Annotated in this window: 10 protein-coding genes; 1 reads left to right on the top strand and 9 read right to left on the bottom strand. The window is 59.7% G+C overall.

Translation table 11 applies throughout. The features are described 5' to 3' along the window. Positions 1 to 65: 65 nt before the first annotated feature. Positions 66 to 962: a LysR family transcriptional regulator gene (locus AC3WK5_RS04710; protein WP_103317134.1), complete on the bottom strand. Its 897-nt coding sequence runs from the start codon at positions 960 to 962 to the stop codon at positions 66 to 68. A 152-nt stretch (positions 963 to 1114) separates the two neighbouring features. Here AC3WK5_RS04710 and AC3WK5_RS04705 point away from each other — a divergent pair, with 152 nt between their 5' ends. After that, positions 1115 to 2359, top strand: a complete 1245-nt coding sequence (locus AC3WK5_RS04705) for an MFS transporter (RefSeq protein WP_371919135.1) — start codon at positions 1115 to 1117, stop codon at positions 2357 to 2359. An 11-nt stretch (positions 2360 to 2370) separates the two neighbouring features. Here the strand turns inward: AC3WK5_RS04705 and AC3WK5_RS04700 are convergent, their stop codons facing one another. The 8 genes from AC3WK5_RS04700 to AC3WK5_RS04665 all read right to left on the bottom strand — a co-directional run bounded on the left by AC3WK5_RS04700 (position 2371) and on the right by AC3WK5_RS04665 (position 16309). Next, on the bottom strand, positions 2371 to 2889 hold the full coding sequence (locus AC3WK5_RS04700; RefSeq protein ID WP_103317128.1) for a cytochrome b: 519 nt from the start codon (positions 2887 to 2889) through the stop codon (positions 2371 to 2373). 366 nt (positions 2890 to 3255) lie between these two features. Continuing rightward, positions 3256 to 4323 (bottom strand): uroporphyrinogen decarboxylase, encoded by a 1068-nt coding sequence (hemE, locus tag AC3WK5_RS04695; RefSeq protein ID WP_054595237.1) that lies wholly within the window; start codon positions 4321 to 4323, stop codon positions 3256 to 3258. Positions 4324 to 4597: 274 nt separating this feature from the next. Beyond that, positions 4598 to 6016: an FAD-dependent oxidoreductase gene (locus tag AC3WK5_RS04690; protein WP_054595236.1), complete on the bottom strand. Its 1419-nt coding sequence runs from the start codon at positions 6014 to 6016 to the stop codon at positions 4598 to 4600. 33 nt (positions 6017 to 6049) lie between these two features. Then, positions 6050 to 10495, bottom strand: coding sequence for a glutamate synthase large subunit (gene gltB / locus AC3WK5_RS04685; RefSeq protein ID WP_103317125.1), 4446 nt, complete (start codon positions 10493 to 10495; stop codon positions 6050 to 6052). 349 nt (positions 10496 to 10844) lie between these two features. Then, complete coding sequence (locus tag AC3WK5_RS04680) at positions 10845 to 12446, bottom strand: AAA family ATPase (protein WP_103317123.1); 1602 nt, start codon at positions 12444 to 12446, stop codon at positions 10845 to 10847. Positions 12447 to 12456: 10 nt separating this feature from the next. After that, complete coding sequence (gene aroB, locus AC3WK5_RS04675; RefSeq protein WP_054595233.1) at positions 12457 to 13557, bottom strand: 3-dehydroquinate synthase; 1101 nt, start codon at positions 13555 to 13557, stop codon at positions 12457 to 12459. Positions 13558 to 13704: 147 nt separating this feature from the next. Next, positions 13705 to 14223: a shikimate kinase AroK gene (aroK, locus tag AC3WK5_RS04670; RefSeq protein WP_054595232.1), complete on the bottom strand. Its 519-nt coding sequence runs from the start codon at positions 14221 to 14223 to the stop codon at positions 13705 to 13707. Between the two features lie 4 nt (positions 14224 to 14227). Continuing rightward, on the bottom strand, positions 14228 to 16309 hold the full coding sequence (locus tag AC3WK5_RS04665; protein WP_103317121.1) for a type IV pilus secretin PilQ: 2082 nt from the start codon (positions 16307 to 16309) through the stop codon (positions 14228 to 14230). Between the last annotated feature and the right edge of the window lie 8 nt (positions 16310 to 16317).

Genomic DNA, 16317 nt, shown 5'->3' with positions numbered 1-16317 from the left:
GGCTGCGATCTTTTGGGGCCGCCAACGCTCGACTGACATGTCAGCCTGTCATCGCCCTGTGCCGACTACGTCACCTCAACCTTACGCGTCAGCAACTCGACAAACGCCTTGGCCATCGGCGACTTCTGGTCCTTGCGCTGCACCAGCCACACCGCCGACATCGCCAGCGGATCGAGCAAGGGCCGATAGACCACGCCGTCGATGCGCATCCGCTGATACGACGCCGGCAACACCGACACCCCGAGCCCTGCCGCCACCAGGCCGATGATGGTCATGGCCTCACCGGCTTCCTGGGTGAAATGCGGGCTGAAGCCCGCGTCACGCGCCAGGCTCAGCAGTTGCGCGTAGAGACCACTGCCGTAGCTGCGCGGGAAGAACACGAAAGGCTCGTGGGCCAGTGCAGACAGAAACAGCCCTTCCTCGCTGCCGACCACCAGCGGGTCCTTGGAGCTGAGCACCGCCACCAAGGGCTCACGCGTCAACTCGACCACCTCCAGCGAATCCGGCAGCGGCAATGGCCGCATGATCCCGACCTGAATCGACTCATCTACCAGCGCCTCGGCGACCTGGGTGCTGCTCATCTCTCGCAGGTTCAGATGCACGGCCGGGAAGCGCTGGCGAAACGAGAAAATCGCCTGCGGGATTGTCGAGTTGAACGGCGCCGATGAGGTGAAGCCGATCTTCAGTTCCCCCAACTCGCCGAGTTGGGCTCGACGGGCGACGTCGGCAGCCTTGTCGACCTGGGCCAGCACCAGCCGAGCCTCTTCGAGGAACAATCGACCGGCTTCACTGAGCTCGACCCGACGATTGGTACGCTCGAATAAACGTGCGCCGACTTCCTGTTCCAGCACCTGAATCTGCTGGCTCAACGGCGGCTGAGAGATGCCCAGCACCTGTGCGGCGCGGCCAAAATGCAGTTCTTCGGCGACGGCGATGAAGTAGCGCAAATGGCGCAATTCCATGAAAACTCCATTAGGTCGTTAAACCTATCAAACAGGTCGAACAATATATTGGATAGAAACATTAGCCAGCTATATGATTTTTCCATTGCCTGCCTGGCCGTGCTCTCCCGAGGTCCCCCGTGAAAACTGCTGTCGCCCCGCTCGCCCATGAATTGCCGCCTACTGCGCTGGACGATGTGGTCACCCAACTGAATGATGTGTACATCGAAAAAGGCACGCCGATGTTCATGCGCACAGTGCTGGCGCTGTTCTCCGGCGGCTTTGCGACCTTCGCCCTGCTCTACTGCGTGCAGCCGATGATGCCGCTGTTTTCTCGTGAGTTTTCGATCAACGCGGCGCAGAGCAGCCTGATCCTGTCGGTGGCCACCGGGATGCTCGCCATCGGCTTGCTGATCACCGGCCCGATCTCCGACCGCATTGGTCGTAAACCGGTAATGGTTGCGGCGCTGTTCGCGGCAGCGTTGTGCACCATGGCCAGTGCGATGATGCCAAGCTGGCAGGGCGTGCTGGTGATGCGTGCGCTGGTCGGGCTGTCTCTCAGCGGGCTGGCGGCGGTGGCCATGACGTACTTGAGCGAAGAGATTCATCCACAGCACATCGGCCTGGCGATGGGACTGTACATCGGTGGCAACGCGATTGGCGGGATGTGCGGCCGGCTGATCGTCGGCGTACTGATCGACTTCGTTAACTGGCACACCGCGATGCTGGTGATCGGTGGCCTGGCGCTGATTGCGGCGGCGGTGTTCTGGAAAATCCTCCCCGAGTCGCGCAACTTCCGCTCCCGCTCGCTGCATCCGCGCAGCTTGCTCGACGGCTTCACCATGCACTTTCGCGACGCCGGGCTGCCGTGGTTGTTCCTTGAAGCATTCGTGCTGATGGGCGCGTTCGTCACGCTGTTCAACTACATCGGCTATCGCCTGCTGGCCGAGCCGTATCACATGGATCAGGCCTTCGTTGGCTTGCTCTCGGTGGTCTACCTGTCGGGCATCTACAGCTCGGCGAAAATCGGCGCATTGGCCGACAAGCTTGGCCGGCGCAAAGTCCTGTGGGCAACCATCGTGCTGATGCTCGCAGGCCTTGCGCTGACCCTGTTCACGCCATTGCCGCTGGTGATCATCGGCATGTTGATCTTCACCTTCGGCTTCTTCGCCGCGCACTCGGTGGCCAGCAGCTGGATCGGCCGCCGCGCGACCAAAGCCAAGGGCCAGGCCTCGTCGCTGTACCTGTTCAGCTACTACGCCGGTTCGAGTGTCGCCGGCACGGCGGGCGGGGTGTTCTGGCACCTGGGCGGCTGGAACGGCATCGGCCTGTTCATCGGCGGGTTGCTGATGATTGCGCTGCTGGTGGCGTTGAAACTGGCCCGTTTGCCATTGCTGCCAAACAACCAACCGGCTTGAAGCTTCGGGGCTCAGCGTCGAAAGGACATGAGTTTCAGTACTCGACGCCCTGAAGCTTCGTGCTTGATAACAGCCGCCACATGCAACGCAACCAGCAGTGCGAGCAGCACGCACGCGACGATATGTATTTTAAAAAACAGCACAATCAAATAAGCATTCGTCAGCGGCTGTGGAATCAACAAGACATCAAACACATTGATTGCCCGATCCATCATCAAAAACCCCGTCACCATGACAACACCTGTCACCAGATAAATCAGTCGGTGCATAAACAATACAAACAACTCGACGGGTGAGAGTGGCTGACGGTTTTCATGACGGCTGTGGCGCCAATGAAGAAATACCCGCAGAGCGAAAAACGGTAAAAACACTGTCGTCAGCGATACATTGACAAACGCCACCCACTCCTTGACCGCCAATGAAACATCAAATAGAGAAACATAAAAACCGCTACCCAGCGCCCATATGATGATGACTGCAGATAACCAATGCAGAAACTTCTGCCAACCCGAATACGATGAATTTCTCATTCCAATTAAACTACCCAATGAGCATTAGGGGCCATGATGCGGAAAACCCGATCATTTGTTGATGGCTTGGCATTCTCTTTGATCACACTATTAACTCCTGTTCATCCATGAATAAAAAAATCGGTCTCGGCACCGAACAACTCAAATAGCCGAGAAAGCACTCTACCGATACAAACAAACACTCTATGCAGGAAGAATCACCCACCAACGCGGGAAATCTCAGCAGGATGATTAATCAGACATTGCAAGTAATACTAACTTGCAATGAATGGGATAACTTCCGACACATTCCGCAAGAACGTGAAAAACAAAAAAGCCCGTCTGACGCAAAGGTCAGACGGGCTTTGGCAGCTATCCAGAACAGGATTACTGGTGGTATTGCGCCGACAATTCATGCACCGCACGCAGGAAGGCGCCGGCATGTTCCGGGTCGACTTCCGGGGTGATGCCGTGGCCGAGGTTGAACACGTGGCCACTGCCTTTGCCATAGCTGGCGAGGATGCGGCCAACTTCAGCGCGAATGGCTTCTGGTTTTGCGTAGAGTACGGTCGGGTCCATGTTGCCTTGCAGGGCGACTTTGTTGCCGACGCGCTGGCGGGCTTCGCCAATGTCGCAGGTCCAGTCCAGGCCCAAGGCATCTGCACCGGCGTCGGCGATGCTTTCCAGCCACAGGCCGCCGTTTTTGGTGAACAGGATCACCGGCACTTTGCGGCCTTCGTGCTCGCGGATCAGGCCGCTGACGATTTTGCGCATGTAGGCCAGGGAGAACTCCTGGTACGCCGCTGCCGAGAGGTTACCGCCCCAGGTGTCGAAGATTTGCACCGCTTGCGCGCCGGCCATGATCTGGCCGTTGAGGTAGGAGGTGACCGACTGCGCGAGCTTATCCAGCAGCAGGTGCATGGCTTGCGGGTTGTCGTAGAGCATGGCCTTGGTCTTGCGGAAGTCTTTCGACGAGCCGCCTTCGACCATGTAGGTGGCCAGGGTCCATGGGCTACCGGAGAAGCCGATCAGCGGCACACGGCCGTTCAGCTCGCGGCGAATGGTGCTGACCGCGTCCATGACGTAGCCGAGGTCTTTGTGTGGGTCAGGAATTGGCAGGGCTTCGACGTCGGCCAGGGTGCTGACGACTTTCTTGAAGCGCGGACCTTCGCCGGTTTCGAAGTACAGGCCTTGGCCCATGGCATCGGGGATGGTCAGGATGTCCGAGAAGAGGATCGCCGCATCCAGCTGTGGATAACGATCCAGAGGCTGCATCGTGACTTCGCAAGCGAACTCCGGGTTCATGCACAGGCTCATGAAATCACCGGCCTTGGCACGGCTGGCGCGGTATTCAGGCAGGTAGCGACCGGCCTGACGCATCATCCACACAGGGGTGACGTCTACGGGTTGCTTGAGCAGGGCGCGAAGGAAACGGTCGTTCTTCAGGGCAGTCATGTCGGCATCCGGAAAAAAAGTGCGGGCATTTTCTCAGAGCGCGACGCAAAAGGCACGGCAAGTGCCGCACCTTTTGTCTATCGGGTCAATTTGTCGCGGTGGAATGCGGTCTTTTGCAACACCGCGAAACAACTGTGGGAGCGGGCTTGCTCGCGAATGCGGTTCAACATTCAACATCTCTGTCGACTGTCCCACCGCCTTCTCGAGCAAGCCCGCTCCCACATTTGATCCCATTTCAAATCAAGGGCCTATGTGCCCTCGATTCAAGTCGCGGTCAGACGCCCAGGTAATCCAGGATCCCTTCCGCCGCATTACGGCCTTCGAAGATCGCCGTCACCACCAGGTCAGAACCCCGCACCATGTCGCCACCGGCGAAGATTTTCGGGTTGCTGGTCTGGTGCTTGTACTGGCCCTGTTCCGGGGCCACAACGCGGCCCTGGCTGTCGGTCTGGATGCTGAACTGCTCGAACCACGAGGCCGGGCTCGGACGGAAACCGAAGGCGATGACCACGGCGTCGGCCGGGATGATCTCTTCGGAACCCGGGATCGGCTCGGGGCTGCGACGGCCACGGGCATCCGGTTCGCCGAGACGGGTCTCGACCACCTTCACGCCTTCAACCTTGTCCTCACCGACGATGGCGATTGGCTGACGGTTGTAGAGGAATTTCACGCCTTCTTCCTTGGCGTTCTTCACCTCTTTGCGCGAGCCCGGCATGTTCGCTTCGTCACGACGATAGGCACAGGTCACCGACTTGGCGCCCTGGCGGATCGAGGTGCGGTTGCAGTCCATCGCCGTGTCGCCGCCGCCCAGTACCACGACCTTCTTGCCCTTCATGTCGACGAAGTCTTCCGGCGACTTTTCAAAGCCCAGGTTGCGGTTGACGTTGGCAATCAGGAAGTCCAGCGCGTCATAGACGCCCGGCAGGTCCTCACCGGCAAAGCCGCCCTTCATGTAGGTGTAGGTGCCCATGCCCATGAACACGGCATCGTATTCTTCGAGCAGTTGCTCGATGCTCACGTCCTTGCCGATCTCAGTGTTCAGGCGGAACTCGATGCCCATGCCGGTGAAGACTTCGCGGCGATTGCTCAGCACGGTCTTTTCCAGCTTGAACTCGGGGATGCCGAAGGTCAGCAGACCGCCGATTTCCGGGTTCTTGTCGAACACCACCGGGGTCACGCCACCGCGTACCAGCACGTCGGCACAGCCCAGGCCAGCAGGGCCTGCACCGATCACCGCGACACGCTTGCCGGTCGGCTTGACCTTGGACATGTCCGGGCGCCAGCCCATGGCGAACGCGGTGTCGGTGATGTACTTCTCGACCGAACCGATGGTCACCGCGCCGAAGCCGTCGTTAAGGGTGCACGCACCCTCGCACAGACGGTCCTGCGGGCACACCCGGCCGCAAACTTCCGGCAGGGTGTTGGTCTGGTGCGACAGTTCGGCGGCGGCGAGGATGTTGCCCTCGGCCACCAGCTTCAGCCAGTTGGGAATGAAGTTGTGCACCGGGCACTTCCATTCGCAATACGGGTTACCGCAACCCAGGCAGCGGTGGGCCTGGTCGGCCGACTGCTGGGGTTTGAAGGGTTCGTAGATCTCCACGAACTCTTTCTTGCGTTGACGCAACAGTTTCTTCTTCGGATCCTTGCGCCCGACCTCGATGAACTGGAAGTCATTATTCAGACGTTCAGCCATTGTTAAAACCTCATCAAACTCTTCAGGCGCATATCACTGCGGGTTGGCACGGGTGCTGGAAAGCAACGATTTCAAGCTGGCAGCCTTAGGCTTGACCAACCAGAACCGACGCAAGTAGTCATCGAGGTTTTCAGCGAGGTTACGACCCCACTCGCTGTCGGTTTCCTCGACGTATTCGTTCAGCACGCGTTGCAGGTGGCTGCGATAGGCTTCCATCGCCTCACCGCTGATCCGCTGGATTTCCACCAGTTCGTGGTTGACCCGGTCAACGAAGGTGTTGTCCTGGTCGAGCACGTAGGCGAAACCGCCGGTCATGCCTGAGCCGAAGTTGTAACCGGTCTTGCCCAATACGCAGACGAAACCACCGGTCATGTACTCGCAGCAGTGATCGCCAGTGCCTTCCACCACGGTGTGAGCACCGGAGTTGCGCACCGCGAAACGCTCGCCCGCAGTACCGGCGGCGAACAGCTTGCCGCCCGTGGCGCCGTACAGGCAGGTGTTGCCGATAATGGCGCTGTCCTGAGTCTTGTAGACGCTGCCTTTTGGCGGAACGATGACCAGTTTGCCGCCGGTCATGCCTTTGCCGACATAGTCGTTGGCATCGCCTTCGAGGTACATGTTCAGGCCGCCGGCGTTCCATACGCCAAAGCTCTGACCGGCCGTCCCTTTGAAGCGGAAGGTGATCGGCGCATTGGCCATGCCCTGGTTGCCGTGTTTGCGAGCGATTTCACCGGAGATCCGCGCGCCGATCGAACGGTCGCAGTTGCAGATATCCAGAGCGAAGTCGGCGCCGCTCAGGTCGTTGATCGCCGAAGTGGCCATGTCGACCATCTTCTCGGCCAGCAGGCCTTTGTCGAACGGCGGGTTGCGGTCTACCTGACAGAACTGTGGCTTGTCTGCCGGGATGTGATCGCTGCCGAGCAACGGCGTCAGGTCCAGGTGTTGCTGCTTGGCGGTCTGACCTTCGAGGACTTCCAGCAGATCGGTACGACCGATCAGCTCTTCGAGGGAACGTACGCCCAGCTTCGCCAGCCACTCACGGGTTTCTTCGGCGACGTAGGTGAAGAAATTCACCACCATGTCGACCGTACCGATGTAGTGGTCCTTGCGCAGTTTTTCGTTCTGAGTCGCCACGCCGGTGGCGCAGTTGTTCAGGTGGCAGATGCGCAGGTATTTGCAGCCCAGGGCAATCATTGGTGCGGTGCCGAAGCCGAAGCTTTCAGCGCCGAGGATCGCCGCCTTGATCACGTCGAGGCCGGTTTTCAGGCCGCCGTCAGTTTGCACCCGAACCTTGCCGCGCAAGTCGTTGCCGCGCAGGGTCTGGTGGGTTTCAGCCAGGCCGAGTTCCCACGGTGCGCCCGCGTACTTGATCGAGGTCAGCGGCGATGCGCCGGTACCGCCGTCGTAACCGGAAATGGTGATCAGGTCGGCATAGGCCTTGGCCACGCCAGCGGCGATGGTGCCAACGCCGGCTTCTGCTACCAGCTTCACCGAGACCAGGGCCTTCGGATTGACTTGTTTCAGGTCGAAAATCAGCTGCGACAAGTCTTCGATCGAATAGATGTCGTGGTGCGGTGGTGGCGAAATCAGCGTCACGCCCGGCACTGCATAGCGCAGCTTGGCGATCAGACCGTTGACTTTGCCGCCTGGCAGTTGACCGCCTTCGCCGGGCTTGGCGCCCTGTGCGACCTTGATCTGCAGCACTTCGGCGTTGACCAGGTATTCCGGGGTCACACCGAAACGGCCAGTGGCCACCTGCTTGATTTTCGAGCTCTTGATAGTGCCGTAACGCGCCGGGTCTTCGCCGCCTTCGCCGGAGTTGGAACGCGCACCCAGGCGGTTCATGGCTTCGGCCAGGGCTTCGTGAGCTTCCGGCGACAGCGCGCCGAGCGAGATGCCCGCGGAGTCGAAGCGTTTGAGCACCGATTCCAGTGGTTCGATTTCACTGATATCCAGCGGCGTCTCAAGGGTCTTGACCTTGAACAGGTCGCGGATCATCGACACCGGACGGTTGTCCACCAGCGCCGTGTATTCCTTGAACTTGCTGTAGTCGCCCTGCTGCACAGCGGCTTGCAGGGTGCTGACCACGTCCGGGTTGTAGGCGTGATATTCGCCACCGTGGACGAACTTCAGCAAACCGCCCTGCTGGATTGGCTTGCGCGGGCTCCAGGCTTCGGCAGCCAAGGCCTTCTGCTCGGCTTCGATGTCGACGAACCGTGCGCCCTTGATGCGGCTCGGCACACCACGGAAGCTCAGGTCGCAGACTTCCTCGGACAGACCGATCGCTTCGAACAGTTGTGCTCCGCGATAGGAGGTGATGGTCGAGATGCCCATCTTCGAGAGGATCTTGAGCAGGCCTTTGGTGATGCCTTTGCGGTAGTTCTTGAACACCTCATAGAGGTCGCCCAGCACTTCACCGGTACGGATCAGGTCGCCCAGCACTTCGTAAGCCAGGAACGGATAAACCGCAGAAGCGCCGAAGCCAATCAGCACCGCGAAGTGATGCGGGTCGCGCGCGGTGGCGGTCTCGACCAGGATGTTGCTGTCGCAACGCAGGCCTTTTTCGGTCAGGCGATGGTGCACCGCGCCAGTGGCCAGCGAAGCGTGAACCGGCAGTTTGCCTGGGGCGATGTGACGGTCGCTCAGCACGATCTGGGTACGCCCGGAACGCACGGCCTCTTCGGCCTGATCAGCGATGTTGCGCACCGCGGCTTCAAGGCCCAGCGCCTCGTCGTAGTTGAGGTCGATGATCTGGCGTTCGAAGCCTGGACGATCGAGGTTCATCAGCGAGCGCCACTTGGCCGGGGAAACGACCGGCGAGCTGAGGATCACCCGCGAGGCATGTTCCGGCGACTCCTGGAAGATGTTGCGCTCGGCACCGAGGCAGACTTCCAACGACATGACGATGGCTTCACGCAGCGGGTCGATCGGCGGGTTGGTGACCTGCGCGAACTGCTGGCGGAAATAGTCGTACGGCGTACGCACACGCTGGGACAACACTGCCATTGGCGTGTCGTCGCCCATGGAGCCAACGGCTTCATAGCCTTGTTCGCCGAGCGGACGCAGCACCTGATCACGTTCTTCGAACGTGACCTGATACATCTTCATGTATTGCTTGAGCTGGTCAACGTCATAGAACGCCGAACCGTGGTCGTTGTCTTCCATGGTCGCCTGGATGCGTAGGGCATTCTTGCGCAGCCATTGCTTATATGGATGACGGGACTTCAAACGGTTGTCGATGGCATCGGTGTCGAGGATCTGACCGGTTTCGGTGTCCACGGCGAAGATCTGACCCGGGCCAACACGGCCCTTGGCGATCACGTCTTCAGGCTGGTAATTCCAGACACCGATTTCCGAGGCCAGGGTGATGAAGCCGTTTTTGGTGGTGACCCAACGCGCCGGACGCAGACCGTTTCGGTCGAGCAAGCACACCGCGTAACGACCGTCGGTCATTACCACGCCGGCCGGGCCATCCCACGGTTCCATGTGCATCGAGTTGTATTCGTAGAATGCACGCAGATCCGGGTCCATGGTCTCGACGTTCTGCCACGCAGGCGGAATGATCATCCGCACGCCACGGAACAAGTCGATGCCGCCGGTGACCATCAGCTCCAGCATGTTGTCCATGCTCGAGGAGTCGGAACCCACGCGATTGACCAGCGGGCCGAGTTCATCCAGATCCATCAGATCGTTGGTGAACTTGGTGCGACGAGCCTGGGCCCAGTTACGGTTACCGGTGATGGTGTTGATTTCACCGTTGTGCGCGAGGAAGCGGAACGGTTGAGCCAACGGCCATTTCGGCAGGGTGTTGGTGGAGAAGCGCTGGTGGAACACGCAGATTGCGGTTTGCAGGCGCTGATCGCTGAGGTCTGGATAGAAGGCGGTCAGGTCCGCCGGCATCATCAGGCCTTTGTAAATGATGGTCTTGTGCGAAAAGCTGCAGACGTAGTGGTCGAGGTCGGCGGCGTTGGCCACGGACGAGCGACGACGGGACGTGAACAGTTTGACGGCCATGTCCTGATCGCTCAGGCCCGCACCGCCGATGAACACTTGTTCGATCTGCGGCAGGCGCTCGAGCGCCAGACGCCCGAGAACGCTGGTGTCGATCGGCACTTTGCGCCAACCCACCAGTTGCAGGCCGGCAGCCAGGATCTCGCGGTTCATGTTCTCGCGAGCCGCTTCGGCTTTTACCGGGTCCTGGTTGAAGAACACCATGCCCACGGCGTATTGCTTGGGCAGTTCAATACCAAACGTTTCCTGGGCGATGGCACGCAGGAACACGTCGGGCTTTTGCATCAGCAGACCGCAACCGTCGCCGGTTTTGCCGTCAGCGTTGATCCCACCGCGGTGGGTCATGCAGGTCAGGGCCTCAATGGCCGTTTGCAACAGGGTATGACTGGGTTCGCCCTGCATATGGGCTATCAGGCCGAAACCGCAGTTATCCTTGAACTCATCTGGTTGGTACAGACCTGCTTTCATAGACACTTTCTCACCAGGCTGCCTCTTATCGAGACAAATTTCTTTTCAATTCAGCCAGTTACCTTCCACGCCGAACGTACGCCAGCTTTGCGGGGGCAAAAGGGAGGTCATTGTACACACCGACACAGAGGCTCACAAATTTGACGACGAAATGTCGCAAATCTATGTCGCATTTGTGAAAGGTTTAAAGCGATATGCTGTGCTAGTCAAAACATTTTTAATGTTGACCGCAACGACTCAAAGACTACTGTGACGCAGACGCCACAAGGCACGCGGCTTTGACAGCCACATGCGCTTGCAGAAATTTTGAGGTGCCGGGAGAGGCGGCCTGGGTAAGGCCGCCGAATCTTCAGCGAGCTGTTGCCAGTTCTTGTTGGACGCTGGCGACAGAGCGAGGCCAAGGTTTACCAGCCTGAACCTTCGCTGGCAAGGCCTTGATGGCGGTAACGGCTGCATCGCGGTTGGCGAAGCTACCGTAAGTGATGACGTAAAGCGGCTTGCCGTTGAGGACTTTCTTGAAGTAGCGGTACTCGCCGCCCTGCTCCTTGACGAAGTTTTGCGCCGCGGCTTCAGAGCTGGTGCCGAGGATTTGCACCACATAGTTGCCCGGCGCCTGACCTGCGTACCAGGTGCCACCGGTTGCGGCTTTGGCGACGGTCGCCGGCTTCTCGACCGGTTTCTCGACAGCTTTGGCGACTGGGGCAGGTTTGGCCACTGGAGCCGGTTTGGCCGCAGGTGCCGGGGCTGGCTTGGCAGTTGCGACCTGAGTCGGCGCTGGCGTTGGCTTGGCCGCAGGCGCTGGTGCAGGGGCTGGCGTCGGACCGGCCGGAATACCGGCTGGCGGCGCAGTGGTGGTCACGGTAGGCGGTTTGGCGCTGGAGCCTTCGACTGGCACGCCGTCGTCGCCTTCAGTGATACCGCCCGCAGCTTCCGCCAATGGGCCGCGCATAACCGGCTGCGATTGTCCGACCAGCGGCAATGGCATCGGCTGGGTATTACCGGCGAACTCGACCGACGGAGCACCACCATTCGGTTTCGGTGTGCCCAGTGGCAATTGCGCCTGCTCATTGGCAGGCGCGCCGGTGGCTGGTGCCTTGCTGCGACCCGGCATCAACCAGGCGGCGGCCACCGCGACCACGACTACGGCAGATATCGCCAATACGTGTTTCTTCGGCATGTTGAACCCCATACTTGGACGCTTGACCGCTGAGCGGCTAGCAATCATGGCTTCGATCATCGCATCGCGGGCGACCTGATTGATGTTTCCAGGCCATCCATCGGAGCTTTCGTGTATCTCAGAGATCTGATTCGCAGAGAAAAGTTCGATTCCCTGACCGGCGCCTTCGAGTCGCTGGGCCAGGTATTCGCGGGTTTCTTCTTCGGCGTAAGGTTGCAGTTCGATGACGTGGAAGCGCTCTTCCTCGGTGCTCAGTTGCTCAAGTTCAGCGATCAGCGACGACTCACCGAACAGGAACACGTGCGGACGACCTTCCGGCGCACCCGCCGCCAACGCCAGTAGCGCTTCAAGGGCGGACTCGTCGAGCTGCTCGGCGTCATCGACCAGCAAATAGACTTCCTGACCGGTCAGTGCGAGCTGCACCACTTGCTTGAGAATCGCACCGACTTCAGCCTGGGCAACGTTCAGCGCCTGAGCCACCTGACGCAACACACCCGCCGCATCACCGGCGCCACGGGCGGAAACCACCACGCTCTGCACCGACTGCTTGTTGGTGCTGGCTACCAGCGCCTGACGCAACAGGGTCTTGCCACTACCTTGCGGGCCGGTAACCACCAGCAACAACTGGCTGTAACGGGCCAGGTGATGCAGTTGCCCCAGCACGGGCTTGCGCTGGGCAGGGAAGAACTTGAAGCCAGGCACCCGTGGAGCGAAAGGGTCGTGACTCAACTGGTAATGGCCGAGGAACGCCTCGTCGGCATGCAAACTAGTCATCGGGATCTTATTAACCTTTAAGCTGAGCCAGGGCGCGGTAATCCGCTCCCAGCGTGGCCTGTAAAACCTCTTTCGGATAATCGTCGGTCACTACGGCTTCGCCCATGCGGCGCAACAACACCAGTCGCAAACGACCGTCGATTACTTTCTTGTCAATTGCCATGTGTTCGAGAAAATCGGCTTCGGTCATCACTGAAGGTGGGATGACCGGCAACCCGGCCCGCTGGAACAGGCGAATGCCGCGATCACGCTCCTGGTCGCTGATCCAGCCCAGGCGCGAAGACATTTCCAAGGCCATTACAGTGCCAGCAGCCACCGCTTCACCATGTAGCCAGACACCATAGCCCATGTGGGTTTCGATGGCGTGGCCGAAGGTATGGCCCAAATTGAGCGTAGCGCGCACCCCAGACTCGCGCTCGTCGGCACCGACCACAGCAGCCTTGGCCGCGCAGGAGCGTTCGATAGCGTAGGTCAGGGCCGTTTGATCCAGTGCCCGCAAGCGATCGACGTTGTCTTCGAGCCAGGTCAGGAACGGCTCATCGCAGATCAACCCGTATTTGATGACTTCCGCCAGACCCGCCGACAACTCGCGAGCCGGCAAGGTATTGAGCGTTGCGGTATCGATCAACACGACGTTCGGCTGATAGAAGGCGCCAATCATGTTTTTGCCCAACGGGTGGTTGATGCCGGTCTTGCCGCCCACCGAAGAGTCGACTTGCGACAGCAAGGTGGTCGGAACCTGGATGAAATCGACACCACGTTGGTAACAGGCAGCGGCAAAACCGGCCATGTCGCCTATCACACCGCCGCCCAAGGCGATCACGGTGGTGCGGCGGTCATGGCGAGCGGTGAGCAGGCCGTCAAAGATGGTTTGCAGGGTTTCCCAGTTCTTGAAGGCTTCACCGTCAGGCAGAACCACGGAGATCACCGAAAACTGTGCAAGGCTGCGGGTCAGACGCTCTAGATACAGCGGCGCAACGGTCTCGTTGGAGATGATCGCGACTTGCCGCCCGGCGATATGCGGCGCCAGCAGTTCGGGCTGATCCAGCAACCCTTCGCCAATATGGATCGGGTAGCTTCGCTCGCCTAAATCGACCTTAAGTGTCTGCATGTGTCCCCACAGTGAAGTTGGAATCAGGTGTCCGGCCTTACATTATCGACTGACAACATCTGCGTGTGTGACGCTGCCCGTTCGTCATGCGCCACACCTTCGAACGGTCATGACCGGAGCCGAGGATAGCGCATTTCGTCCTGCGCATTAACGGGGAGGCAGCTGCTGCAAGCGCTCCAGGATGTCCAGGACCACCATCCGCGGCGGCCGCTCATCGGTTTCCACCACCAGGTCGGCGATCTCCCGATACAGCGGATCGCGTAATGCCAGCAGATCACGGAGGGTTTTTGCCGGATCGGCGGTGCGCAACAGAGGACGATTGCGATCGCGCGCGGTGCGCCCGACCTGCTGCTCAACGGACGCATGCAGATACACCACGCGCCCGCCAGCATGCAGCGCCCGACGATTGGCTTCGCGCATCACTGCGCCACCACCCGTCGCCAGCACCACGCCATCAAGCGCGCACAGCTCGGCGATCATCGCCTGCTCGCGGTCGCGAAAGCCGGGTTCGCCTTCTTTGTCGAAGATCCACGGGATATTGGCGCCCGTGCGCAATTCAATTTCCTTATCGGAATCCTTGAACGGCAGGCGCAGCTCTTTGGCCAACAAGCGACCGATGGTGCTTTTTCCAGCACCCATCGGCCCAACAAGAATCAAATTTCGCACAGAATCAATGACTCACAGCAATCGCCTGGTTATTCATGATACGCGGAGTGAGAAATACCAGCAGCTCGGATTTTTTCTCCGACACCACGTCACGCCGGAAAAGGCGGCCAAGATACGGCACATCACCGAGAAATGGCACCTTATCTACAACCTTGCTCTGAGTATTTGAGAAAACCCCACCAATGACGATGGTTTCGCCATCGTTGACCAGTACCTTGGCATTGACCTCGTTCTTCTTGATCGGCGGCACATCCTGCACTTTGTTCAGGTAGTCCGGCTCATCCTTGGTGACCTTGACCTCCATGATGATGCGGTTATCCGGGGTGATCTGCGGCGTCACCTCCAGAGACAGCGAGGCCTCCTTGAACGCCACCGATGTCGCGCCGCTGGAGCTGGCTTCCTGATAGGGGATTTCCGTACCCTTGAGGATCTTCGCGGTTTCCTTGTCGGAGGTGACCACTTTGGGTTGAGAGACGATTTCCCCGTTACCGGTCTTCTCCATGGCCGTCAGCTCAAGGTCCAGCAACACGTTATCGGTGATGAAGGCGATGCCGATCCCCGATGTATTCCCTGCCGCGCCCATATCGACGAACGGTGAGTTGGTGCTGGTGCTGCCCGGTGTACCAATGGTCGATGAGGCGTTGGCCCCGTTGCTGACCCCGGAGGCATTCCAGTTACCCTTGTTGCGGACCGAGCCGCCCCAACGCACGCCGAGGCTTTTGTCGTAGTCGACGTTGGCTTCGACGATCCGCGCCTCGATCATCACCTGACGCACTGGAATATCCAGCTGAGCGACGATTCGCCGTAGCTCATCCAGGCGATCCTGGGTCTGGTAGGCGATGATGTTGTTGGTTCGCTCGTCGACAGTGATCGAACCACGCTCGTCGACTTTCGCCTCGGCGCTGGTCACCGACTGGAACAGCTTGGCGATATCCGCCGCCTTGGCGTAGTTGACCTGCAACAGCTCACGGCGCAGTGGCGCCAGCTCGGCGATCTGTTTGCGCGACTCCAGCTCCTGGCGCTCGCGGGCGGCAATCTCATCTGCCGGCGCTACCAGCAAGACGTTACCGATCTTGCGCTTGTCCAACCCTTTGGTCTTGAGCACCAGATCCAGCGCCTGATCCCACGGCACGTTTTGCAGGCGCAAGGTGATGCCGCCCTGCACCGTGTCGCTGGCCACCAGGTTGAGGTTGGTAAAGTCAGCGATCAGTTGCAGTACCGAGCGCACATCGATGTCCTGAAAATTCAACGACAGCTTCTCACCGCTGTAGGCGAAACGATCTGCGTTGCGCTTCTGCAGATCGTCGACAGTCATCGGGCGGACACTGACGGTCAGCTTGTTGTCGGTCTGGTAGGTCGAATATTCGTATGTACCACTGGGCTCGATGCTGATGCTCGCTTTATCGGCAGACGCACTGGCGTTGACGAACTGCACCGGCGTGGCGAAATCCTTGACGTCCAGGCGAACCCGCAACCGTTCGGGCAACTGGGTTTTGGCGAAGGTGAGAATGATCTTGCCGTCACGCTCCTGGATGTCCGGGCTGATACCGGGGTCTGACAAGTCAATGACGACATTGCCTTCACCCTGCTCACCGCGTTGAAAGTCCACGCCGCGAATGGCCTTGCTCACGGGAGCATAAGTCTTGGCGGCCACTGGCATGGCGCTCGCCACTCGCGGTGCCGCTGGCCTGGGTTTCTGAGCGGCAGCAGCCTGCCCAACCACCACGAACAGCGTATTGCCCTCGACTCGCGTGCTGTAAGGCGTCAACTGCGTCAGGTTGATGATCAAACGGGTGCGGTCCTTGGCCTCGACCACTGTCGCACTGCGAGCGTTGCCGCCTCCCAGATCCCGCGTCTTGCTCGCCAGTTGGCTGCTCACACCCGGCAGATCAAGGGCGATGCGTGCTGGCTGATCGGTGGTATAGCCATGAGGCGCGGGCGGTGGCCCGTCGAAAGCCAGTTTCAACTCGATGCGATCACCCGGCAGCGCGGCGACATCCAGCGCTTTGAGATTGGCTGCCTGCACCATCGGAGAAAGCAGCGCCATCCATAGCGAAAAACCGAGGGTTGAGAAGATCCTGTTCATGATACGAG

Source organism: Pseudomonas sp. FW306-02-D09B (assembly GCF_058782685.1).
Note: the sequence above shows the minus strand (reverse complement) of the source record. Positions and strands in the feature narration are given on the sequence as shown.